General features: G+C 74.2%; 21 protein-coding genes and 1 tRNA gene. 18 read left to right on the forward strand and 4 right to left on the reverse strand.

From position 1 onward, the window contains the following. Positions 1-141 precede the first annotated feature (141 nt). From ABEA15_RS18690 to ABEA15_RS18725, 8 genes are all read left to right on the forward strand, one after another. Entirely contained in the window at positions 142-1,044 is a 903-nt protein-coding gene (locus tag ABEA15_RS18690; RefSeq protein ID WP_344141703.1) for an SDR family NAD(P)-dependent oxidoreductase, read from the forward strand. 177 nt (positions 1,045-1,221) lie between these two features. Next, a complete protein-coding gene (locus ABEA15_RS18695) occupies positions 1,222-1,596 on the forward strand; it encodes a BlaI/MecI/CopY family transcriptional regulator (protein WP_344141701.1) in 375 nt (124 codons plus the stop codon). Positions 1,597-1,666: 70 nt separating this feature from the next. Then, entirely contained in the window at positions 1,667-2,845 is a 1,179-nt protein-coding gene (locus ABEA15_RS18700) for a pyridoxal phosphate-dependent aminotransferase (protein ID WP_345557894.1), read from the forward strand. A 129-nt stretch (positions 2,846-2,974) separates the two neighbouring features. After that, positions 2,975-3,595 carry a class I SAM-dependent methyltransferase gene (locus ABEA15_RS18705; RefSeq protein ID WP_344142014.1) on the forward strand — a complete coding sequence of 207 codons (621 nt, stop codon included), beginning with the start codon at positions 2,975-2,977 and terminating at the stop codon, positions 3,593-3,595. 210 nt (positions 3,596-3,805) lie between these two features. Then, positions 3,806-5,110 (forward strand): M16 family metallopeptidase, encoded by a 1,305-nt coding sequence (locus ABEA15_RS18710; protein WP_344141699.1) that lies wholly within the window; start codon positions 3,806-3,808, stop codon positions 5,108-5,110. A gap of 100 nt (positions 5,111-5,210) precedes the next feature. After that, positions 5,211-6,557, forward strand: a complete 1,347-nt coding sequence (locus ABEA15_RS18715) for a M16 family metallopeptidase (RefSeq protein WP_345557896.1) — start codon at positions 5,211-5,213, stop codon at positions 6,555-6,557. 382 nt (positions 6,558-6,939) lie between these two features. Continuing rightward, positions 6,940-8,280 carry a serine/threonine-protein kinase gene (locus ABEA15_RS18720; RefSeq protein ID WP_344142013.1) on the forward strand — a complete coding sequence of 447 codons (1,341 nt, stop codon included), beginning with the start codon at positions 6,940-6,942 and terminating at the stop codon, positions 8,278-8,280. A gap of 68 nt (positions 8,281-8,348) precedes the next feature. Then, positions 8,349-9,788 carry an MFS transporter gene (locus ABEA15_RS18725; RefSeq protein WP_345557898.1) on the forward strand — a complete coding sequence of 480 codons (1,440 nt, stop codon included), beginning with the start codon at positions 8,349-8,351 and terminating at the stop codon, positions 9,786-9,788. A gap of 471 nt (positions 9,789-10,259) precedes the next feature. Here the strand turns inward: ABEA15_RS18725 and ABEA15_RS18730 are convergent, their stop codons facing one another. Next, entirely contained in the window at positions 10,260-11,198 is a 939-nt protein-coding gene (locus tag ABEA15_RS18730; RefSeq protein ID WP_345557900.1) for an NADP-dependent oxidoreductase, read from the reverse strand. Between the two features lie 129 nt (positions 11,199-11,327). On the opposite strand from ABEA15_RS18730, the gene ABEA15_RS18735 reads away from it, so the two are divergent. Next, positions 11,328-11,816, forward strand: coding sequence for a MarR family winged helix-turn-helix transcriptional regulator (locus tag ABEA15_RS18735; protein WP_344141694.1), 489 nt, complete (start codon positions 11,328-11,330; stop codon positions 11,814-11,816). A gap of 112 nt (positions 11,817-11,928) precedes the next feature. Here ABEA15_RS18735 and ABEA15_RS18740 read toward each other — a convergent pair. Then, positions 11,929-12,002: transfer RNA gene (locus tag ABEA15_RS18740), tRNA-Leu, on the reverse strand. A 239-nt stretch (positions 12,003-12,241) separates the two neighbouring features. Further along, entirely contained in the window at positions 12,242-12,739 is a 498-nt protein-coding gene (bcp, locus tag ABEA15_RS18745; RefSeq protein ID WP_345557902.1) for a thioredoxin-dependent thiol peroxidase, read from the reverse strand. A gap of 373 nt (positions 12,740-13,112) precedes the next feature. On the opposite strand from bcp, the gene ABEA15_RS18750 reads away from it, so the two are divergent. Both ABEA15_RS18750 and ABEA15_RS18755 read left to right on the forward strand, forming a co-directional pair. Beyond that, positions 13,113-14,219, forward strand: coding sequence for a CDP-alcohol phosphatidyltransferase family protein (locus ABEA15_RS18750; protein ID WP_344141692.1), 1,107 nt, complete (start codon positions 13,113-13,115; stop codon positions 14,217-14,219). 16 nt (positions 14,220-14,235) lie between these two features. Beyond that, positions 14,236-14,637 (forward strand): DUF3618 domain-containing protein, encoded by a 402-nt coding sequence (locus ABEA15_RS18755; RefSeq protein ID WP_345557905.1) that lies wholly within the window; start codon positions 14,236-14,238, stop codon positions 14,635-14,637. A gap of 69 nt (positions 14,638-14,706) precedes the next feature. On the opposite strand, the gene ABEA15_RS18760 is transcribed toward ABEA15_RS18755, so the two are convergent. Beyond that, entirely contained in the window at positions 14,707-15,927 is a 1,221-nt protein-coding gene (locus ABEA15_RS18760) for an amino acid deaminase/aldolase (RefSeq protein WP_345557907.1), read from the reverse strand. A gap of 195 nt (positions 15,928-16,122) precedes the next feature. On the opposite strand from ABEA15_RS18760, the gene purU reads away from it, so the two are divergent. The 7 genes from purU (at position 16,123) to ABEA15_RS18795 (ending at position 20,416) form a co-directional block, all read left to right on the forward strand. Beyond that, positions 16,123-16,992, forward strand: a complete 870-nt coding sequence (purU, locus tag ABEA15_RS18765; RefSeq protein WP_345557909.1) for a formyltetrahydrofolate deformylase — start codon at positions 16,123-16,125, stop codon at positions 16,990-16,992. A gap of 360 nt (positions 16,993-17,352) precedes the next feature. Further along, positions 17,353-17,844, forward strand: coding sequence for an Asp23/Gls24 family envelope stress response protein (locus tag ABEA15_RS18770; RefSeq protein WP_344141686.1), 492 nt, complete (start codon positions 17,353-17,355; stop codon positions 17,842-17,844). Between the two features lie 3 nt (positions 17,845-17,847). Next, positions 17,848-18,222 carry a hypothetical protein gene (locus ABEA15_RS18775; RefSeq protein ID WP_345557911.1) on the forward strand — a complete coding sequence of 125 codons (375 nt, stop codon included), beginning with the start codon at positions 17,848-17,850 and terminating at the stop codon, positions 18,220-18,222. Between the two features lie 323 nt (positions 18,223-18,545). Continuing rightward, positions 18,546-18,716 (forward strand): hypothetical protein, encoded by a 171-nt coding sequence (locus ABEA15_RS18780; protein ID WP_344141684.1) that lies wholly within the window; start codon positions 18,546-18,548, stop codon positions 18,714-18,716. A gap of 49 nt (positions 18,717-18,765) precedes the next feature. Then, positions 18,766-19,155 carry an Asp23/Gls24 family envelope stress response protein gene (locus ABEA15_RS18785; RefSeq protein WP_345557913.1) on the forward strand — a complete coding sequence of 130 codons (390 nt, stop codon included), beginning with the start codon at positions 18,766-18,768 and terminating at the stop codon, positions 19,153-19,155. A 51-nt stretch (positions 19,156-19,206) separates the two neighbouring features. Continuing rightward, on the forward strand, positions 19,207-19,812 hold the full coding sequence (locus ABEA15_RS18790; protein WP_345557915.1) for a DUF6286 domain-containing protein: 606 nt from the start codon (positions 19,207-19,209) through the stop codon (positions 19,810-19,812). 7 nt (positions 19,813-19,819) lie between these two features. Continuing rightward, positions 19,820-20,416: an alkaline shock response membrane anchor protein AmaP gene (locus ABEA15_RS18795; RefSeq protein ID WP_345557916.1), complete on the forward strand. Its 597-nt coding sequence runs from the start codon at positions 19,820-19,822 to the stop codon at positions 20,414-20,416. Positions 20,417-20,472 lie beyond the last annotated feature (56 nt).

Raw genomic sequence — 20,472 nt, forward strand, 5'->3', positions numbered from 1 at the left:
ATCGGGCGAGGCGGCGGCGCACCCCGCGGGAGTCCGGACCGCACAGCGGGTATGAGACCCGGGAGCCTTGGAGCGGGGCGCCGGTCGGCGATCGGGACCGGCCCGCCCCGCCGCACACCGACTGTGGGGGGACGAGCGGACATGGAGTTGCGGTTCGACGGGCGCGTCGCGATCGTCACCGGCGCCGGGCACGGCCTGGGCCGCGCCCACGCCCTCGGACTCGCGGCGCGCGGCGCCAAGGTCGTGGTCAGCGAGAACACCGGCACCGGCGCCGACGACCCCGGCGCCGACCCGGTGGCGGCGGCCGAGGAGACCGCCGAGACGATCCGCTCCAAGGGCGGTACCGCGTGTGTCAGCGTCGACGACATCACCGCCGAAGAGGGCGCCCGCTCGCTGGTCGAGACCGCCGTGGACACCTACAGGCGCGTCGACGTCGTCGTCAACAGCGCGGGCATCCTCCGCGACCGCGCCTTCCGCAACATCGGCGTCGCCGAGTGGGACGCGGTGGTCGGCGTCCACCTGCGCGGCACCTTCCTGGTCACCCGCGCCGCCTTCGGCTACATGCGCGGCAACGGCTACGGGCGCATCGTCAACACCGCGTCGCCCTCCGGGCTGTTCGGCAACTTCGGGCAGAGCAACTTCGCCGCGGCCAAGATGGGCGTCCTCGGCCTCACCAAGACCGTGGCCATCGAGGGCGCCAAGTACGACATCACCGCGAACGCCGTCGCCCCGCTGGCGCGCACGCCGCAGACCGAGGGCGTGCTCCCGGAGGGTCCGAAGGAGCTTTTGGCGCCCGAGCGCGTCAGCCAGGCCGTGGTGTGGCTGGCCCACGAGGACTGCGAGACCTCCGGCGAGGTCTACTCCGTGGGCGGCGGGCGCGTCGCCCGGATCTTCCTGGCCGAGGGGCCCGGCGCCGAGCTGGGCGGCGGCACGGCCGAGGACCTGCGCGACATCTGGCCCGACGTCAACGCCGAGCGGCCCTACGTCATCCCGCGCGACTTCAGCGAGCAGGCGCGCGTGCACATGCGCGGCAGCGGCGGCTGAGCCTCCGGCCCGAAGCGGCGCCCCTCCCCGGCGAAACGGTGGCGCCGCGGTGCGTGCGAACCGGTATCGCCGCGCCAACGCAGGTCGCGGGACCGTATCGGTACCCGGCTCACCGTTTGCCCGCGCGGCGGCCCCCGGCGCTTCTACCATGGCGGAACGAAGCCGGGGAGGGTGGCGATGAGGGAGTTCGGCGAACTGGAGGCCGCCATCATGGACGCGCTGTGGCGGTCGGACCGCCCGCTGGCCGTCCGCGAAGTCCGCGCGTCCATGGACTACGACCGCGACGTCGCCTACACGACCGTCATGACGGTCACCAACATCCTGTACCACAAGGGCCTGCTGGAGCGGGAGAAGGCCGGGCGCGCCTGGCTCTACTGGCCGCGGGAGTCCCGCGAGGAGCACACCGCACGCGTGATGAGCGAGGTGTTCAGCGGCTGCGGCGACCCGGGGACCACCATGCTGCGCTTCGTCGAGAGCTTCAGCGACGAGGACATGGCCCGCCTGTGCGACGTGCTCAGCGAGGTCCGCGCCCAGCGCACCCGCGCCCTGTGACCCCGCCCGCAGCGCCCCGGGCGCCCCCGGGCCGTGAGCGCCACGCGGCCCGGCGTCTATGCTGCCCGGTGTGGACGAACCCCTTGTCACGCGCATGCGCCCGTTCGGCGAAACCGTCTTCGCCGAGATGAGCCGCCTGGCCACCGAGACCGGATCCGTCAACCTCGGGCAGGGATTCCCCGACACCGACGGACCGTCCTCACTGCTGGAGGCCGCCGCGCGGCACATCCGCGAAGGCGTCAACCAGTATCCGCCCGGACCCGGGCGCCCCGAGCTGCGTGCGGCCGTCGCCGCAGACCGCAGGCGGCGCTACGGGATCGACCTCGACCCCGCCGCCGAGGTGTACATCACCGTCGGCGCCACCGCCGGCATCGCCTCGGGCGTGCTGGGCCTGGTCGAAGCCGGTGACGAGGTCGTGGTCTTCGAGCCGATGTACGACTCCTACGCCGCTGTGATCGCGCTGGCCGGCGGGGTGCGCCGTGCCGTCACCCTGCGGCCCGACCCGGCCGCCGACGGCCGGTTCACCTTCGACCCGGCCGAGCTGCGCGCGGCCGTCGGCCCGCGCACCCGCATGATCATCGTGAACACGCCGCACAATCCCACCGGCACCGTCTTCACCCGCGACGAGCTGTCGGCGATCGCCCGGGTGTGCCGCGAGAACGACCTGATCGCCCTCACCGACGAGGTCTACGAGCACCTGGTCTACGACGGCGCCGAGCACGTCCCGCTGTCGACCCTGCCCGGCATGGCCGAGCGCACCCTGGCGGTCTCGTCGGTGGGCAAGACGTTCTCGGTCACCGCGTGGAAGACCGGCTGGGTCATGGGGCCGGAGCCGCTGGTGCGCGCGGCCCGCACCGTCAACCAGTTCCTCACCTTCACCGCCAACGGCGCCCTCCAGCTGGCCGTGGCCGACGCGCTGCGCGACGAGGGCGATTGGGTGCTGGGCCAGCGGGACGCGCTGCAGGCCAAGCGCGACCGGCTGTGCGCGGGGCTGCGTACGGCGGGCCTGGAGGTCCTGCGGCCCCAGGGCACCTACTTCGTCATCACCGACATCCGTCCGCTGGGCTACGGCGACGGCATCGAGCTGGCCCGCTCGCTGCCGCACACGGCCGGTGTCGCGGCGGTCCCGGCGCAGGTCCTCTACGACAACACCGAGGAGGGCCGCCACCTCGTGCGGTTCGCGTTCTGCAAGCGCGACGAGGTGCTCGACACCGCCGTGGAGCGCCTGACCGCCGCGTTCGGACGCTGAACCGGGGCCGGCCGCAGGCCGCCGCCGGCACGGCGGGCGCCCGCGGCACGCGACTTCCCGTCCCGTCCCGCAGCGGACCAACGCCGACGACTCCGGGAGGCACCCGTGACCACGACCCCGTCCGCGGGCATGCCCGCCGACGCGCTGCGCGCGGCCGAGGCCGCCAAGGGCTTCATGCCCACCGACGAGGGGCTGGCGCTGCACGCCGCGGCGCTCGCCCACGCGCCGCTCGGCCCGGTGCTGGAGATCGGCACCTACTGCGGCAAGTCCGCGGTCTTCCTGGGCGCGGCGGTGCGGCAGGCGGGCGGCACGGTCGTGACCGTCGACCACCACCACGGCTCCGAGGAGCACCAGCAGGGCTGGGAGTACCACGACCCCGGCCTGGTCGACCCGGTCACCGGCCGGCTGGACACGCTGCGCGAGTTCCGCCGCACCATGGCGGCCGCCGGCCTGGAGGACCACGTGGTCGCGGTGGTGGGGCGGTCGGCCGACGTCGCGCGGCTGTGGTCGGCCCCGCTGGGCATGCTCTTCATCGACGGCGGCCACACCGAGGAGGCCGCGCGGACCGACTACGAGAGCTGGACCCCGCACCTGGCTCCGGGCGGCGCGCTGGCCATCCACGACGTCTTCCCCGACCCCGCCGACGGCGGCCGGCCGCCCTACAACGTCTACCGCCGCGCCCTGGACAGCGGCGCGTTCACCGAGACGGGCGCGCAGGGCTCCCTGCGCCTGCTCACGCGCGTCGCCTAGCGGTGCGCTGTCCCGCAGGCGCCGGTGCGGCCGGCGGACCGGTCCGCCGGCCCGCGGATCGGCCGCGCCCGGCAACCGCGGCGGTTCCGGTCGCGGCCGGAACCCCCGATTCCTGCGGCCTTCTGTATCGGCGGACGTGCCCGAGCACATAGGCTCTGGCACAGACGAGAACGCAGTTCAACGACGTGCGGGCAAGGGGTGCAGGAACAGGTGACCACCAACGGCGCGGCGCGACGGGTCGACCAATTCACGCTGGACAACGGACTACGCCTGGTGACCGCACCGGCGTCGACGCCCCAGGTCGCCGCCGTCAACCTGTGGTACGGGATCGGGTCCCGCTTCGAGGCGCCCGGGCGCACCGGCTTCGCCCACCTCTTCGAGCACCTGATGTTCCAGGGCAGCGGCAACGTGGCCAAGGGCGAGCACTTCGACGCCGTCGAGCGGCTCGGCGGCGACATCAACGCCTCCACCTCCACCGACCGCACCAACTACTACGAGACCGTGCCCGAGCACGCCCTGGACCTCGTGCTGTGGCTGGAGGCCGACCGCCTGGCCACACTGCGCGACGGCATGTCCCAGGAGGTCCTGGACAACCAGCGCGACGTCGTGAAGAACGAGCGGCGCCAGCGCTACGACAACCAGCCCTACGGCACCGCGCTGGAGCGCATCCTGCGGCTGGGCTACCCCGAGGGCCACCCCTACCACCACGCCACCATCGGCTCCATGGCCGACCTGGACGCCGCGGACCTGGACTACGTGCTCGACTTCCACCGGCGCCACTACGGCCCCGACAACGCCGTGCTGACGGTCGTGAGCAACCTCGACCCGCAGGACGTGCGCGACCGGGTCGAGCGCTACTTCGGCGCGATCCCGGCGCGCCCGGCGGCGGCCGAGGCGCCCGACGCCGCACTCACCGGCCTGATCGGCGGGCCGGTCGCCGAGCGCGTGGTCGAGACCGTTCCGGCGCCCGGGGTCTTCCTGGGCTTCCGCGTCGGCCCCTACGGCGAGCGCGACTTCGACGTGATGCACCTGGCCTCGGCGGTCCTCGGCCAGGGGCAGGGCAGCCGGCTCTACCGCCGCCTGGTGCTGGAGCGGGGCCTGGCCGCCGACGACGGGGGCGCCGCCGCCGACCTGCTGCCGTTCCGCTACACCTCCAGCCTGATGCTGGCCAACATGATCGCGCGCGAGGGCGTGAGCGGCGACGAGCTGGAGGCCGCCATGATCGAGGAGATCGGCACCCTCGGCGAGGGCGTCTCCGACGAGGAGCTGGAGCGCGCCCGCGCCGTGCTGGAGCGCGACCACATGCAGGCGCTGTCGCACCCCAGCGGACTCGCCGACACCATCGGCTCCAGCACCCAGCTTTTCGGCGACCCCGAGCTCGCCTTCACCTGGCCCCAGCGCTGGAACTCCGTGACCGCCGAGGACGTCGTCGACCTGGCCAAGCGGCTGCTGGTGCCCGAGAACAGGCTTTCGGTCCGCTTCGACCCCGAGTCCGCGGCCGAACCCGCGGCCTGACCACCGCGGTGCGGGCGCCGCGCGGCGCCCGCACCGGGCCACGTCCGTCCGGTCCGCCCGCCGGCGCCTTCGCCCGCTACACGAGAGAGTCGTCACCCGCATGCTGCAGACACGCCCAGACCTCGGTGCCCCGAAGCCCTATACGTTCCCGAAGCCGCGACGCCTGACCGTGGGCGGCGGCACCGTGGTCGCCATCGACGTCCCCGGCCAGGCCTTCGCCTCGGTCCGCCTGGTCCACCCCTCCGGGGGCGCCGCCGAGCCGCCGGAGAGCATGGGCGTGGCCGCGCTCACCAACGAGGCGCTGGAGGACGGCGTCCACGGCAACAGCTCGCTGGCCCCCGCGCTGGAGCGCCACGGCGCCGAGTGGGTCTCGCGGGTCACCTGGGACGGTTTCATCACCGGCGTAGACGCGCCGGCGAACCGGCTCGACGACGCCACCGCTCTGCTGGCCGAGGCGGTGCGCAGCCCGGCGCTGCGCGACGAGGACGTGCTGCGCCGCCGCGACCAGATCCTGGAGCGCTTCTGGCTGGACGCCTCGGTGCCCTCGACCCTGGCCACCCGCGCCGTCGGCGGGCAGCTGTTCACCGGCCGCTACGCCACCCCGCTCAGCGGCGCGCCCGAGCGTCTGAAGAGCGTCGATCCGCAGACGGTCCGGGACTTCCACGCCTCCTCCATCGCGGCGGTGGCGGGCACCCTGGTGGTCGTCGGCGACCTGTCGGGGGTGGACCTGGAGGAGCTGGGCTCGGCGGTGTTCGGCGACGCCGGCGCCCCGCAGGACGCCGAGCCGACGGCTCCGGGGCCGGCGCCGGGCGAGCTTCCGCGCGTGGTGGTCCTCGACCGGCCCGACTCGGTGCAGTCGGCGCTGCTGATGGCTCACCGCGCTCCGGCGCGCTCGCAGGTGGACCTGCCGCGCGCCGACGGCGTCAGCGACGTGCTGGGCGGCATGTTCACCTCGCGGCTGAACCTGGAACTGCGCGAACGGCTGGGCTACACCTACGGTGCGGGCTGCCGGTTCGACCTGCGCCGCGACAGCGGGGTCTTCCTGGTCAGCACCCAGGTCGACACCGAGACGACCGCGCACTCGCTGACCGCGTCGCTGGCCGAGATCGAGCGGCTGCGCACCGACGGCGTCACCGAGGGCGAGCTGTCGGCGGTGCGCGAGTCCAACACGGTGGGGCTGCCGGTGACCTACTCCACGGCGCGCAGCCTGGCCGGCGCCCTGGTCGAGATGGTCGTGCACGACCTGCCCGAGGACCACATCGACCGGCTGCGGGCCGGCTTCGAGGCCCTCACCGCCGACGACCTCGCCCGGGCCGCGCAGGAGTACCTGCGCCCGAGCGAGATGGTGACCGTGATCGCCGGCGACGCCAAGCGTCTGGAGGGCCCGCTGGCCGAAGCGGGCGCGGGTCCGGTCACCGTGCGCGACCCCGAGACCCTCTGGAGCTGACCCGGCCGGGACCCGCCCTTCCCGGGCGGCTCCTGTGTACCGACCGTGACTGTTGGTAAAGAACGGTTGGAAACGTGCATGGAGTCCCTTGGGGAGGACATAACAAAACCGAACCTAAACGACGCTGATCCGGCAACCACCTGCTTGGACGTCGGCAGCGCCTGGTATAAACGGTGATCCGTGCACCTGTAGCGCGGGGGTCCCGTGCCGTTCGATGCGACCGAAAGAGCCCGCAGGAGGCCAGCGTGGCCGTGATGAGACTCGTTGACTGACCGTGTCCTCCATAGAGAAGCCCGAAGCGGAGCGGCCCGAAGCCGAACGGCCCGAGAGCGCTGACACGCACTCGGCCGCGGCGGCCGTCGACACCGGAACTCCGCACCGCGTGCTGAAGGGGCGCTACGAGCTCGCCGACGAGATCGCCCGCGGCGGTGTGGGCACCGTCTGGCGCGCGACCGACCTGGTGCTGGACCGCCGGGTGGCGGTCAAGGAGCTGCGCCTGCCCGACGACCTCAGCGCGGCCGAGCGCGAGAGCCTGCTCCAGCGCACCACCCGCGAGGCGCGTGTGGCGGCGCGGCTGGCCCACCCCGGCGTGGTCACCGTGCTCGACGTCGTCGACGAGGACGACCGCCCGTGGATCGTCATGGAGTACATCGACGCGCGCACGCTCGCGGGCATCATCGACGTGGCCGGTCCGCTGCCCTACCAGCGCGTCGCCGAGATCGGCCTGCAGCTGATCGACGCGCTCAGGGTCGCCCACGACGACGGCATCGTGCACCGCGACGTCAAGCCCGAGAACGTGATGATCAGCGAGGACGGCCGGGTCGTACTGACCGACTTCGGGCTGGCCGCCTGGACCGGCGAGTCCGCGCTGACCAGTTCCGGCCGCATCATCGGCTCGCCCTCCTACATCCCGCCCGAGCGCGCCAAGGCGGGCCCGGTGGGACCCGAGTCCGACCTGTGGTCGCTGGGCGCCACGCTCTACGCCGCCGTCGAAGGCCACCCGCCCTACGACCGCAAGGGCTACATCCGCATCCTCAAGGGCGCCGACCTGGACGACCCGCCGGCGGCGCAGAACGCCGGTCCGCTCGCCCCGGTCCTGGCCGGGCTGCTGCACGTCCAGCCGGGCGACCGGCTCACGGCCGACAACGCGACCAAGATGCTGCGCATCGCCGCGCTCGCGCCGTGGGCGCCCGAGACCAGCCCCGAGACCGCGGCCAAGACCGCCGCGACCGGCGCCCAGCCGATCGTCCCGCGCCCGGCCCGGGAGGACGCCCACGGCGACCGCGACACCGGCGACGGCGCCCGCGGAGGCGGCGGCGCGCAGCACTCCGCCGCCGGCGGTGAGGCCGAGGAGACCGACGAGGAGGGCGAAACACTCGGTGCAGACGACGGGGGAGCCTTCGAGGAGGACGACTCCGGGTCGGCGCGCGAGCACTTCCGCCAGGGCGCGCACCTGCTGCGCAACTCCTTCCAGGAGTCGGTCTCGGACCTGCAGGACCAGGTCTCCGACTCGGTTTCCCACCTGCACGAGCGCATCCAGCGCCACCGGCCCGAGTCGGTCGGCCACCTGCTGACCTCGATCCGCGACTCCACCGACACTCTCGGGCTGACCAGCTCGGGCAAGCACCGCGAGGGTAGTTCGCTGCCGGTGGTGCTGGCGGTGGTGGCGGGTGTGCTGCTGCTGCTCGGCGTCGTCCTCTGGGCGCTGCTCTTCCGCACGTAGCGGCGCGGGGCGGGAGCGCGTCAAAAGCCCGCGGGTTACATCCGCCCGCGCGCGGACAGCGGCAGGGCATGAGCGTCACCACCGACATCCCCGCCCGACTCGACCGCCTCCCATGGCAGCGCTGGCACTGGCTCATCCTCATCGGCCTGGGCAGCGTCTGGATCCTCGACGGTCTCGAGGTGACCATCGTCGGCGCGATCGGATCGCGCATCACCGAGGAGGCCAGCGGGCTCGGCATCTCCGAGAGCCAGGTCGGCCTGGCCGCCTCCATCTACGTCGTGGGCGCCTGCCTGGGAGCGCTCTACTTCGGCCACCTCACCGAGCGCTACGGAAGGCGCCGGATCTTCCTCGTGACACTGGGCGTCTACCTGACGGCGACGGTGCTGACCGCGCTCTCCGGCAACGCCCTCTGGTTCTACGCGTGCCGGTTCTTCACGGGCTTCGGCATCGGCGGCGAGTACGCGGCCATCAACTCCGCGATCGACGAGATGGTGCCCGCGCGGCTGCGCGGCCGTGTCGCCCTGATGGTCAACGGCTCCTACTGGCTGGGCGCCGCCGCGGGCGCGGCCATGGCCTATCCGCTGCTCGATCCGTCTATCCTGCCGGAGTTCCTGGGCTGGCGGCTGCTGTTCGCCGCGGGCGGCGTGCTCGGTCTGATCATCCTGGTCGTGCGGCGCATCGTGCCCGAGAGCCCCCGCTGGCTGATCATCCACGGCCGCGACCAGGAGGCCGAGCAGGTGGTGCGCTCGATCGAGGAGGAGGTGGAGCGCGAGGCCGACCGCGACACCCTCCCCGAGCCCCAGGGCACGCTGACGCTGGAGCAGCGCGAGCGGACCTCGTTCCGTGAGCTCGCGCGCACCATCGCCGCCACCTACCCGCGCCGCACCGTCGTGGGCCTCGCACTGTTCGCGGGCCAGGCGTTCCTGTACAACGCCGTGTTCTTCACCCAGGCCCTGGTGCTGACGACGTTCTTCGGCGTCTCCTCGGGAACGGCGCCGCTGTTCATCGTCCCGCTGGCGCTGGGCAACTTCCTGGGGCCGGTGCTGCTGGGGCCGCTGTTCGACACCCTGGGCCGCAAGCCGATGGTCGCCGGCACCTACATCGGCTCGGGGCTGCTGCTGGTGGGCACCGGGCTGCTGCTCCAGGCCGGAGTGCTCAGCGCGGTGACGGTGACACTGTGCTGGTGCGTGGTGTTCTTCTTCGCCTCCGCCGGGGCGAGCTCGGCGTACCTGACCGTCAGCGAGATCTTCCCGATGGAGACCCGGCCGCAGGCCATCGCCCTGTTCTACGCGGTGGGCACCGCACTGGGCGGCATCGCGGGCCCCGCGCTGTTCGGGCGCCTGGTCGGGAGCGGCGACGTCTCCCAGGTCGCCATCGGCTACTTCCTGGGGGCCGGACTGATGATCGGGGGCGGCCTCGTACACTGGGTGATCGGCCTGGAGGTGGCCCGCAGCTCCCTGGAGGACATCGCGTCGCCGCTGAGCAAGAAGGCGATCACCTCGACGTAGGTCCGAGAGCGTCCCGCGCGCAGCCGCGGGGCGCCAACGCCGCTGAGGCGGGTCCCCGACCCCGCCGCGCGAGCGCCGCAGCGCCCGCGCCCGCATGCCCCGCCTTCGCCTCCCGGATCCGGCCCACGGCTCGTCAGCGGCCGGGCACCACGGCGATCTCAGCCCGGCAGGCGAGGCGATCGGCGGATCGAGCAGGCCGATGACGACCGCCGGCTGCGCGGCGGCATCCCTGACGGCGAGGCCGAGCGGCTGCAGCGGCCGCTCGGCGGGCGCCACGGCAACGTCGCCGGTCCCGCGGGCCCGGAAGACTCCGCGGTCGGCCTCCGCGGGCGCGGCACGGACGCGCCCGCCGAGTGCCGCCCCCCACGTGCGCCCGCCGCGCGTTCGGCGGCGCGGCGGGCGGACCGGGACCGGACTCCTCTCCACTGAGCGCCGGAATCCTGAGGCGGCGCGGTGCGGGCCGGGCGCTCCTCACGCGGGGATCAGCACGGTCTTTCCGGCCAGGCGGCCGGCGGCGGCGTCGGCGTGGACGGCGGGCAGGTCGGCCAGCGGGCGCCGGTCGGCGACGTCGATCCGCAGCCGCCCGGCGTCGACCCGGGAGACCAGTTCGGCGAGCTGGTCGGCGTCGCTGCGGACGAGGACGCGCGCGGTGCGCACCCCGCGTCGGGGCTCCTCCGGCGGCGGGGTCGTGGTGCTGACCAGGGCGCCGCCGTCGGCGACGAGTCCGGCGAGGGCCGCGATCTCCTCCGGCGTGGTGGGCGCCAGGTTGAGCACGGCGTCGAAGGGCGCCCCCTCCACCGTGAAGGGGGCGGCGGTGTAGTCGATGTGGCCGACGATGCGGTCGGCGCCGTAGTCGCGCAGGCGGTCCGCGCTGCGCGCACTCGCGGTGGCGGTGACGACGGCTCCTGCGTGCTCGGCGAGCTGGACCGCGTAGGCGCCGACCGCGCCGCCGGCGCCGTTGACCAGCACGCTCTGCCCCGCCCGGACTTCGGCGAGCTCGAACAGGGACTGCCACGCCGTGAGACCGACCGCGGGCAGCGCCGCGGCGTCGGCCGGCGCGACCGTTCGCGGCGCGGCGGCCAGCGCCTCGGCGGGAGCGAGCGCGTACTCGGCGGCCGCGCCGTCGGCGGTCATCGGGAGGAACGCCACGACGGCGTCGCCGACCCGGCGTCCCTCGACCCCGGCGCCGAGCTCCGCGACGGTCCCGGACGCGTCGATGCCCGGGACGTGCGGCATCGCCAGCGGGAACACCTCGTGCAGGGCGCCGCCGCGGATCGCCGCGTCGACCGGGTTGAACGAGGTCCCGGCCACCTTCACCAGCACCTGCCCCGGGCCGGGCGCCGGACGCTCGGCCTCCTCGTAGACCAGCACGTCGCTGTCGCCGTACCGGTGGTAGCGCACTGCCTTCATGTCGCCCTCCTCGAAATTGATTCGATGTCGAAGTGATTTCAGCCTACTTCGCTTCGACGTCGAAGCAAATGGGGGTGCGGAGTGGCGCTCGTCACAATGCTTCGAAGGCGAAGCAACTAGGATGGAGGGATGGCCGATGCCCTGGAACCCGAACAGCTTGAGACGTATTTCGCGCTCATGGAGGCCGTCAGTCTGCTGCAGCATGCCGTCGAGCAGCAGTTGCGGGCGGAAGGCGACCTCAGCTACGTCCAGTTCCAGCTGCTGGCCCGCCTCGCCGGCGCCCCGGAACGGCGGCTGACGATGACCGAGCTGGCCGACGGCGTCGTCTACAGTCGCAGCGGCCTGACCCACCAGGCGGGACTGCTGGAGAAGGCGGGCCTGGTCACGCGCGGGCCCAGCCCCGAGGACCAGCGTTCCACCCTGGTCACGATCACCGAGGACGGCGTCGCCCGGGTCGACAAGGTCCTGCCCGGGCACGTCCGGGTCGCACGCGGCCTGCTGTTCGATCCGCTCTCCGACCGGGACCTGCACGCTCTCGGCGACATCATGGCCCGGGTCCGCGACCACATGCGTGCCCAGCCGCCCCGCTCGGCGGCCTCACGCAGGCGCGCCACCTGAACGCCGCGGTCCCGGCGCCGACCCGGCACGGCCGCGAACGGCCGCGGGCCGCGGCGGAGCCGCTCATCCGAGTGCCCGGCACCCGGCGGACGCGGTGAGCCGGGGTGCTGTGTGGGGCCGGCGGGATTCGAACCCGCACTGTACAGGTCCTAAACCTGCTGCCTCCTGCCGTTGGGCTACGGCCCCGAAACGGCGGTCTCGCGCGCGGGCGCCCGGGCGCGGGCGGGCGAGTCGGCCGTCTGAGTGAGGGTGGCACCGGCGGAGCCCGAGCGCAAGTGGGTCGGGCCGGACGGCGCCGCGGCCGGGCGGCGCCGTCGCACCCGCCGGAAGGAAGGCGCCCGCCGGGGCGCCCCGGCGCACCGATCGCGGACGCGCGGGCCCCTGTCGGCGCCAGGGGCCCGCGGAGGTCTGAGCGCCGCGGGCGCTCAGGCCAGGCCCAGCTCGCGCTTGACGCGCTCGACGTGGCCGGTGGCCTTCACGTTGTAGAAGGCCTTGGCCACGGTGCCGTCGGGGTCGATGACGAAGGTCGAGCGGATGACGCCCTGGACGACCCTGCCGTAGTTCTTCTTCTCGCCGAAGGCGCCGTAGGCCCGCAGGACCTCCTTGCCCGGGTCGCTCAGCAGCGGGAAGGTCAGGCCCTCCTGCTCGCGGAACTGCGCGAGCTTCTCGGGGGCGTCGGGCGACACGCCCAGGACGGTGACGCCGGCGTCCTCGAACCCGCGCAGGTTGTCGCGGAAGTCGCAGGCCTCGGTGGTGCAGCCGGGCGTCATGGCGGCCGGATAGAAGTACAGCACCACGCGCTTGCCGCCGGAGGCGAGCACCTCGCCGAGGCCGACGTCGGAGCCGTCGGCGGCGGTGAGGGTGAACTCGGGCGCGGGGTCGCCCGGGCGCAGCCGGGCGGTCGACTCGCTGGACTCGCTCACTGGTCTCCTTGCTCCTCTGCTTGGCTGCCTGTTCGCCCGCGTGCTCGGCGGAGAACCGGCCGTGCGGCCGCCGCGAGCCGGCGAAGCCGCCGCGGAGGCGACTCCAGCCTATGGTGTCGTTCCGGGCACGGGGCGCCCCCGGGCACGGGCGTCCGGCACGCGGGCGGCCCTTCCCGACACGGTGCGCGCCGCGGCCCGGGGACCGGAGTCGCCGGTCATCCCCTATGGTGGTCGGCACCTGCGCACTCGGTGGATCCCCCAGGGGCCGCCCCTGCTGCGTAGACTCGTGCGGCACACCCCGGGCCGCGCGGGCTCGGCCGGCGTCCGCCGGGGTGGAGCACATCCGCTTCGCGTGTGGGAGTTCGAACCGACGATGACTGGTTTCACTTTGGACGAGGTCAAGGAGCGCACGCTGCGGGCGCGCGACTCCTGGTGGACGGTGTGGCTGGTCGACCCCATCGCCGTTCCGGCGGTGCGCTTCGTCGCCAACCGCACCTCGATCACGCCCAACCAGCTCACCGTCACCGCTCTGTTCCTCGGTCTGGGCGCGGCCGCCGCGTTCTCCGTCGGGCAGTGGCAGTTCCTGCTGCTGGGGGCGGTCCTGTACTACCTGTGCTTCCTGGTCGACTGCATGGACGGCAAGCTCGCCCGCCTCGCCGACCGGGAGAGCCTGTTCGGCTCCTGGATGGACTACGTCTTCGACCGGTTCCGGGTGCTGGTCTGCGCCATCGCGCTGATGGGCGGGCAGTACGTGCTGACCGGTCAGGTCGGCTTCGTCTGGCTCGCACTGGCCGTGGTCTTCGTCGACATGCTGCGCTACCTCAACGCGCTGCAGGTCTACACGGTGCGCCGGGAGATGCGCTCGCGCCTGGCGGCGGCGCTGGAGCGCGCGCGGGCGACGCTCTCGATGCTGGAGCCCGACGAGGACGCCGGGTCCGGCGCGGACGGCATCGCGTCGAGCCGGGACGGCCGGCCGTTGAGCGACCAGGGCGAGCAGGCGGTGCTGCGCCACGGGATCTCGGTGCTGGAGCACATACTGCAGACCCAGACCGAGAAGGAGAGCCGCTACGACCGCGACGCGGGCAAGCATCCCGATGTGCGCCTGCCCCGCGTCGACCTGCACCGGGAGTTCCACACGCGCTTCCCCTGGTACCAGCGGTTCTGGGACTTCCTGCGGGCGCGGCGCATCCGCACCCACCTGGTGAGCGGGATCGAGTTCCAGGTAGCGGTGTTCGTGATCGCGCCACTCGTGGCGGTGTTCTCCACGTCCGGAATGGCCTGGTTCGTCGTGGCGGCGGGTGTTTCACTGCTCGCTTTCGAGGCGGCCCTGGTCTATAAACTGTGGTTGTCCACGCGGGACTTCTTCCGCGTAGTGGACGGTATCGAAGGCGCCTTGGGCCTCCCGCCCGCCCCTGGCGACGCGGTCACCGGCGCGCAGCCGGGTCCGGCCCCCGGCCCGTCCCAGGCGACGCTGCGATAGCGGAAGGAAGCTCTTCATGGAGGAACGCGAGTCCGCGCCCCTGCCGCGGGACGCCGCGGGTGTGCAGGCCGAGATCGAGCGGCGGCAGCGGAGGCTGTCCGAGGCGCTCGACGGGATCGTCGACCGCACCAAGCCCGCCAACGTCGCCCGGCGCAGCTGGAAGCGCGTCCGCGGCGCCGGTTCGAACCTCGCCGACGAGGCCCGGGCGCTGGTGGTCGGCGGCCGGGCGGTGCGGCTGGACAGCCACGTCGTGGAGCCGCCCGAGGGCAGTGTCCGCCTGCGCGGCGACGACGAGGTCGTCTCCACCTACACCTCGCGCGGCCGCCTCGCGCCCGAGGTGCTGATCCTGGGCGCGGGAGTGGGTGTGGTCGTGGCGGTCGGCGTGGCCGCGATGGTGCGCCGCCGCCGCAGGGGATAGGCCGCGGGTTTTCGACGCATTCCCCCGACTCCGCAACGGCGCTCCGCATCGCGGGGCGCCGTTGCGCGTTCACAGGAACGCACGGCCCTCACCCCGGTAGGTGGGCACGGCGGTGACCTCGGCGGGTTCGGGGCCCTCGACCAGGTGCAGGTGCGAGAACCGCTCGCACAGCTCGCCCGCCTTGGCATGGCGGAACCAGGCCAGGTCGCCGACGGCGAGCGTGTCGGCGGCGGCGCCCAGCAGCGGCGTCTGCACCTCGCCGGCGCCCTCCGCGGGGCTGTACGACAGCCCGGCGGGCAGGTAGGGCTGCGGCAGCCGGCCGGCGTCGGGCGCGCCCGAGGCGAGGTAGCCGCCGCCCAGCACGGTCGCCGCGCCGGGCCCGGGGCGGCGCACCACGGGGAGCGCGAAGAGCGCCGCCGGTCGCCCGGAGAAGCCCGTGTAGTGGTCGAAGAGCCGCGGCTGGTAGAACCCCGATCCCGCTGCGACCTCGGTGACGGCGCGTTCGCGGCGCGTGGTGTGCACGCTGCCGGTGCCGCCGCCGTTGACGAAGCGCAGGTCGGCGACGCCGCGCACGGCGCGCACTACGGCGGCGCGGCGCCGGGCCAGCTCCATGCGGGAGCGGTGCTGCACCCACCGCAGGGTGCGTCCGTACAGGGGGCGGTCGGGCGGTGCGTCGCCCACCCCGGCGATCTGCGCCTCATAGGCCATGATGCCGTCCAGCCGCAGACCGGGGCGGGCCGTGATCGCCCGCGCCAGCGCCGCGGCCTGGGCGGGTGTGCGCACGGGGGAGCGGTGGGCGCCGATCCGCAGCCGGGGGCCGAGCGGCTGCCAGCTGGTGTCGACGTCGATGCAGACCTGGACCGGGTGCGCGGGGTCGGGCCCGGCGGCCTCGATCATGTCCAGGTGCGCGGTGTCGTCCACCATCAGGGTGATGCGCCCCGCCGCCCGCGGGTCGGCGGCCAGCCGTGCGAGGGCGCGGGTGTCGGCGGTGGGGTAGGCGACCAGGATGTCGTCGCTGACGGGGTCGCCGGAGTCCCCGCCGGCCAGCCACAGCGCCTCGGGCAGGGTGAAGGCCATGACACCGGCGAAGCCCGGCCGGGCCAGCGCCTCGCGGAGCAGGTGCCGGCAGCGGATCGACTTGCTGACGACGCGGACGGGCGTGCCCGCCGCTCGCTGCGCGATGCCGGCGGCGTTGGCGCGGAAGGCGGCCATGTCGACGATCGCGAAGGGGGCGCTGAGTTCGCGCGTCGCCTTTTCGTAGTACTCGCGGACGCTCGTCGTACTCGTCATGTGCGGAGCATCCCACAGGAACCCGAAAGCCATTCATGTTCGGGGCGGGAATGCGGGCGCCGCGGGGTGTCCGGTTCCGGCCGGACCGCGCCGCGCCGGGGCCGGGCGGGCCGCCGGGGACGGTCCCCTCCCAACCCCGGCTACTCTGGTGGTCCCGGCTCCACCAGCCCGCCTATCCCGGGAGAACGCCGACCCATGAGCGCCGGTTCGAGCGAACGCGAGTACGTACTGACCCTGTCCTGCCCCGACGCCCGAGGAATCGTGGCGGGTGTGGCCAACCTCCTGGCCGGGCACGGGTGCAACATCACCGAGAGCCAGCAGTACGGCGACTCCTATTCCGGGCGCTTCTTCCTGCGCACGCAGTTCACCGCCGAGGAGGCGGCCCCCGGTGAGGACGCGCTGCGCAGCGCGTTCGCATCGCTGGCCGGCGACTTCGACATGGAGTGGGACCTGCGGCCCCGCGACGTCCGGCCGCGCATGCTGGTGATGGTCTCCAAGTTCGGGCACTGCCTCAACGACCTGCTCTACCGCCGGCGCAGCGGCCTGCTGGAGGCCGACATCGCCGCGGTGGTCTCCAACCATCCCGACCTGGAGTTCCTGGCCCGCTCCTACGACCTGGACTTCCACCACCTGCCGGTGAGCGCGGGCAGCAAGGCCGAGCAGGAGGCCCGGCTGCTGGAGCTCGTCGACGCCTACGACGTCGACCTGGTCGTGCTGGCGCGCTACATGCAGATCCTCTCCGAGGGGCTGTGCGCGAAGATGTCCGGGCGGATCATCAACATCCACCACTCCTTCCTGCCCAGCTTCAAGGGGGCCCGCCCCTACCACCAGGCGCACGCGCGCGGCGTCAAGCTGATCGGCGCGACCGCCCACTACGTCACCGCGGACCTCGACGAGGGGCCGATCATCGAGCAGGAGGTCGCGCGGGTCGACCATACGCACAGCCCCGAGCAGCTCGCCGCCGTCGGCCGCGACCTGGAGTCGCTGGCGCTGGCCCGCGCCGTCAACTGGCACGCCGAGCGCCGCGTCCTGCTCAACGGCGAGCGCACCGTCGTCTTCCGCTGACGCCGGCAGCGGGCGGCCGCCGCCCGCTGTTCCTCCGCCGTGCGCGCCCGTGTCGCGCCCTCCCCTCGTCTGCGGTCCCGCCGTGCGCCGCGCCCGCATCCGCCGATTCGCGACGCGCTACAGTGACGCTTCGGTTATTGCCGATTACTCTAGGTAACGTTAGAGTGAAAGCCGTTCAGCGGGCGTGTTCATGTGGCGCGGATCACATGAACAGGGGTGTAAGCGGGACATCTCCACGGCGTGTGGACGGCGTGGACCGAACAACAGCGAATGCGCCGCGGCCCGGCCGCAGCGGCGCACCGGACCCCGGCGAGGCGCGGACGCAGCCTCGGCCGGTCGATCCGACCACGGGAGCAGACAATGACCGAAACCACCTCGGAATCCTCGGTGCCGAGCGCGCGGGAGGGTTCTCCGAGCGGCTCCGCGCGCACCGGCGGATCCCGCGACCTGGTCACCGGTAGCGGGCGCACCTCCATCGCCGACAACGTCGTCGCCAAGATCGCGGGTATGGCCGCGCGCGAGGTCGGCGGGGTCTACCGCATGGGCGGCGGCGCGGCGCGGGCCTTCGGCGCGGTCCGCGACCGCGTCACCGGCGGAGCGAACACCGGCAGTGCGGCGCAGGGCGTGGCCGTCGAGGTCGGGGAGCGCCAGGCCGCCGTCGACATCGACCTGGTGGTCGAGTACGGCGTGGCCATTCCCGACCTTGCGGGCGCGGTCCGGCGCAACGTGATCACCGGTGTGGAGCACATGACCGGGCTGGAGGTCACCGAGGTCAACATCGCCATCGACGACATCCACCTGCCCGACGACGACAGCGGCGACGCCGACGACTCCGAGCCGCGGGTCGAGTAGGCGATGGACGCGGACCGCCTCAACAGCCCGCCGGCACCGGGCCCCGCCGGGGCGGCGGAGCGCGACCCCGCGGCCCTGGCGCGCCGGATCCGCGCGCGGGTGCAGGCCGTGCCCGGGGTCCGCGGCCTTTCGCCGGGACCTTTCGGCGCCACGGCGACACCCGCGCCCGGCGGCCGCGTCGAGGGGGTCGCGGTGCGCGGTGGCGATGTCGAGGTGGGGGTGGTCGTATCGCTCGGCCGCCCCATCCCCGACACCGCGGCCGGCGTCCACGAGGCCGTGCACGCGGCCGTCCGCGGGGGCGGCGGCCGGGTGCACGTCTCGGTCGAGGACGCGGTCGCGGCCGGGGCCGTGGAGGAGGGCGGTCGTGCAGCGGGTTGACACGGCGCACCCGCCTCCGCCGGCGGGAGCGGGGCCTTGCGGACTCGGGGGTCAGCGGGCTCCGCTCCCGCCCGCCCGCCGCCCTGCGCAGCCGGGCGGTCGGCGGCCGGTCCGCATCGGGGGCCGATCGGCCGTTCCGCCGTGTGCTGCGCACAAGGGCGCGCCGCGCCGCCGCGTCCCGGGGCGGCGCGCCGCCCCGGGACGCGGCGGTGTCTGCGGTCCGTGCCCGCCGCGGGTGACGGGCAGAGCCGGAGCCTCGGCACGGGGGCCGGCGCGCCGGCGGCGGCGCGCCGCCGAGCGGGGCGAACAGGAAGGGAAGGCACATGTGGCCCGTCGTGGGATTGGCCTTCGGTGTGGTGCTGGGACTGGCCGGCGCCTTCGGCGGCTTCGGGGCGTTCGCCCTGGTACTGGTGCTCGGCGCGATCGGGTTCCTGGTCGGCCGGGCGTTCGAGGGGGAGATCGACCTGGCGGAGCTGTTCACCCGGCGGGGATGAGGACGGCCGCCGACCGCCCGGTGCCCAAGAGCGGAACGGGGTGCGGGCCGTGACCGCCGAACCCGCTGCACCCGTCTACCGCTCCGCCTCAAGTGGAGAGCCCGCGCCGGCCGAGGAGCGCGGCCGGACCGTGATCGGCGAGGACGCGGTCGCCGCCATCGCGGCCCGCGCGGCCGCCGAGGTCTCCGGCGTGGCCGGACTCGGCGGGGGAGTGCGGCGCGGGCGCCGGCGGGTGCGGGCGCGCGTCCGGATCACCGGCAACGGGGGAACCGCCACGCTCCGCCTGCGCATCGCCGTGGCCTACCCGCGGTCGGCCCGCGAGACCTCGCGGCGTGTGCGGGAGCACACCGCCGCCGAGGTCGAGCGGATGACGGGTATGTCGGTGCGCTGCGTCGACATCGAGATCGCGGAACTGGTGCGCGGCGGCCGCGCCGTATGAGGCCGGACGCCCCGGCCCACCGGTGCGCCGACGAGGAAGGGGGGAGAACCCATGACAACCGTGGAGGACGCGCTGAGCCGGCCGGACCCGGCCGCCGCCCGGCGCGCGAGCCGCGTGGCCGTGCACACCTTCCGGCCGCGGCGCTCCTGGCCCGCGCTGATCGTCGGCGCCCTGGTCCTGGGAGTCGCCGCACTCGCCGCGGTCGAGGTCGCCTCGGCCCTTGCGGGCGCGCCCATGCGCACCTCGGTCACCTCGGCCGCCGGCGAGCACGCCGCGACGGCGCGGTGGAGCGACCCCGTCGTGCAGACGGCCTCCGCCGTGGCCGCCGCGACCGGCCTGGTGCTCATCGCGGTGGCGCTGGTACCCGGACGAAGCCGCTTCACCGCGCTGCGCACCGCAGATCCCGAACTGGTGGTGGGGCTGTCGCGCTCGGGGCTCAAGCGCACGCTGGCCGCCGCGGCCCAGGAGGTCGGCGGGGTGCGTGCGGCCCGCGTCACGGTGGGCCGGCGCCGGGTCAGGGTGCGGGTGCGCACCGATCTTCGCGAGGCGCCCGAGCTGCGCGGCGAGGTCTCCGCGGCGGTGGGCCGCCGGCTGGCGGAGCTGGAGCCCGTCAGCGCGTTCAAGGTGACCGCGAGTGTGCGGCACACGAAGGCGTGAGGGGCGCATGACCGAGACTCCGGCATCCACCGCGCGCAGGACGTCGCGCGGCAACCGGTGCGGGCTCGTCCTGATCGGGGCGGCGCTGGCGGCGGCCGGTGCCCTGGCGCTGGCCGCGGGCAGCGGCCTGCTCGGACGCCGGCTCGCCGACGCCGAAGTGTACTCCTGGCCCTCGGGTGCGGCCGGGACGCTGCTCTCCTACGGGGTGGTCGCCGTCGCGGTGCCGGCGGCGCTGCTCGCCCTGCGCTGGATGATCGTCCAGGGCCGCAGCGGCACCGTGAACCGGCTGGTCGTCGAGGCCGACTCGGGGCGGGGCGCCACCGAGATGACCGAAGGCGCGGCCCGCGAAGCCTTCGAGGAGGCGGTCGGCGGCTACGACGGCGTGCGCCGTGCGCGGGCGCGGGTGACCGACTCCGCACTCACCCCGCACCTGCGGCTGGACCTCACGCTCGACGACGACGCCGATGTCGCGGACCTGTGGCGGCGGGTGCGCTCCGAGGCGCTGGCCGACCTGCGGACCGCGCTGGACCGGGAGGCCCTGCCGACGGTGATCCGCGTGTCGACGACGGCGCCGCCCAAGAACCCGCGGCGCGCACCGGAATAGCCGGTCCGCCTCCGGGACACGGCGCCTCGCAGGCGTCGGCCGCCGGTCGGGCCGGG

Source organism: Streptomonospora halophila (assembly GCF_039542725.1).
Classification (GTDB): domain Bacteria; phylum Actinomycetota; class Actinomycetes; order Streptosporangiales; family Streptosporangiaceae; genus Streptomonospora; species Streptomonospora halophila.

Coding starts and splice junctions, on each gene's coding strand:
- ABEA15_RS18750 (WP_344141692.1), top strand. CDS start 13,113: ATGACTGGTTTCACTTTGGACGAGGTCAAGGAGCGCACGCTGCGGGCG.
- ABEA15_RS18735 (WP_344141694.1), top strand. CDS start 11,328: ATGGCCGATGCCCTGGAACCCGAACAGCTTGAGACGTATTTCGCGCTC.
- ABEA15_RS18780 (WP_344141684.1), top strand. CDS start 18,546: ATGTGGCCCGTCGTGGGATTGGCCTTCGGTGTGGTGCTGGGACTGGCC.
- ABEA15_RS18690 (WP_344141703.1), top strand. CDS start 142: ATGGAGTTGCGGTTCGACGGGCGCGTCGCGATCGTCACCGGCGCCGGG.
- ABEA15_RS18795 (WP_345557916.1), top strand. CDS start 19,820: ATGACCGAGACTCCGGCATCCACCGCGCGCAGGACGTCGCGCGGCAAC.
- ABEA15_RS18755 (WP_345557905.1), top strand. CDS start 14,236: ATGGAGGAACGCGAGTCCGCGCCCCTGCCGCGGGACGCCGCGGGTGTG.
- ABEA15_RS18730 (WP_345557900.1), bottom strand. CDS start 11,198: ATGAAGGCAGTGCGCTACCACCGGTACGGCGACAGCGACGTGCTGGTC.
- ABEA15_RS18760 (WP_345557907.1), bottom strand. CDS start 15,927: ATGACGAGTACGACGAGCGTCCGCGAGTACTACGAAAAGGCGACGCGC.
- ABEA15_RS18705 (WP_344142014.1), top strand. CDS start 2,975: ATGCCCGCCGACGCGCTGCGCGCGGCCGAGGCCGCCAAGGGCTTCATG.
- ABEA15_RS18790 (WP_345557915.1), top strand. CDS start 19,207: ATGACAACCGTGGAGGACGCGCTGAGCCGGCCGGACCCGGCCGCCGCC.
- ABEA15_RS18770 (WP_344141686.1), top strand. CDS start 17,353: ATGACCGAAACCACCTCGGAATCCTCGGTGCCGAGCGCGCGGGAGGGT.
- purU (WP_345557909.1), top strand. CDS start 16,123: ATGAGCGCCGGTTCGAGCGAACGCGAGTACGTACTGACCCTGTCCTGC.
- ABEA15_RS18715 (WP_345557896.1), top strand. CDS start 5,211: ATGCTGCAGACACGCCCAGACCTCGGTGCCCCGAAGCCCTATACGTTC.
- ABEA15_RS18695 (WP_344141701.1), top strand. CDS start 1,222: ATGAGGGAGTTCGGCGAACTGGAGGCCGCCATCATGGACGCGCTGTGG.
- ABEA15_RS18725 (WP_345557898.1), top strand. CDS start 8,349: ATGAGCGTCACCACCGACATCCCCGCCCGACTCGACCGCCTCCCATGG.
- ABEA15_RS18775 (WP_345557911.1), top strand. CDS start 17,848: ATGGACGCGGACCGCCTCAACAGCCCGCCGGCACCGGGCCCCGCCGGG.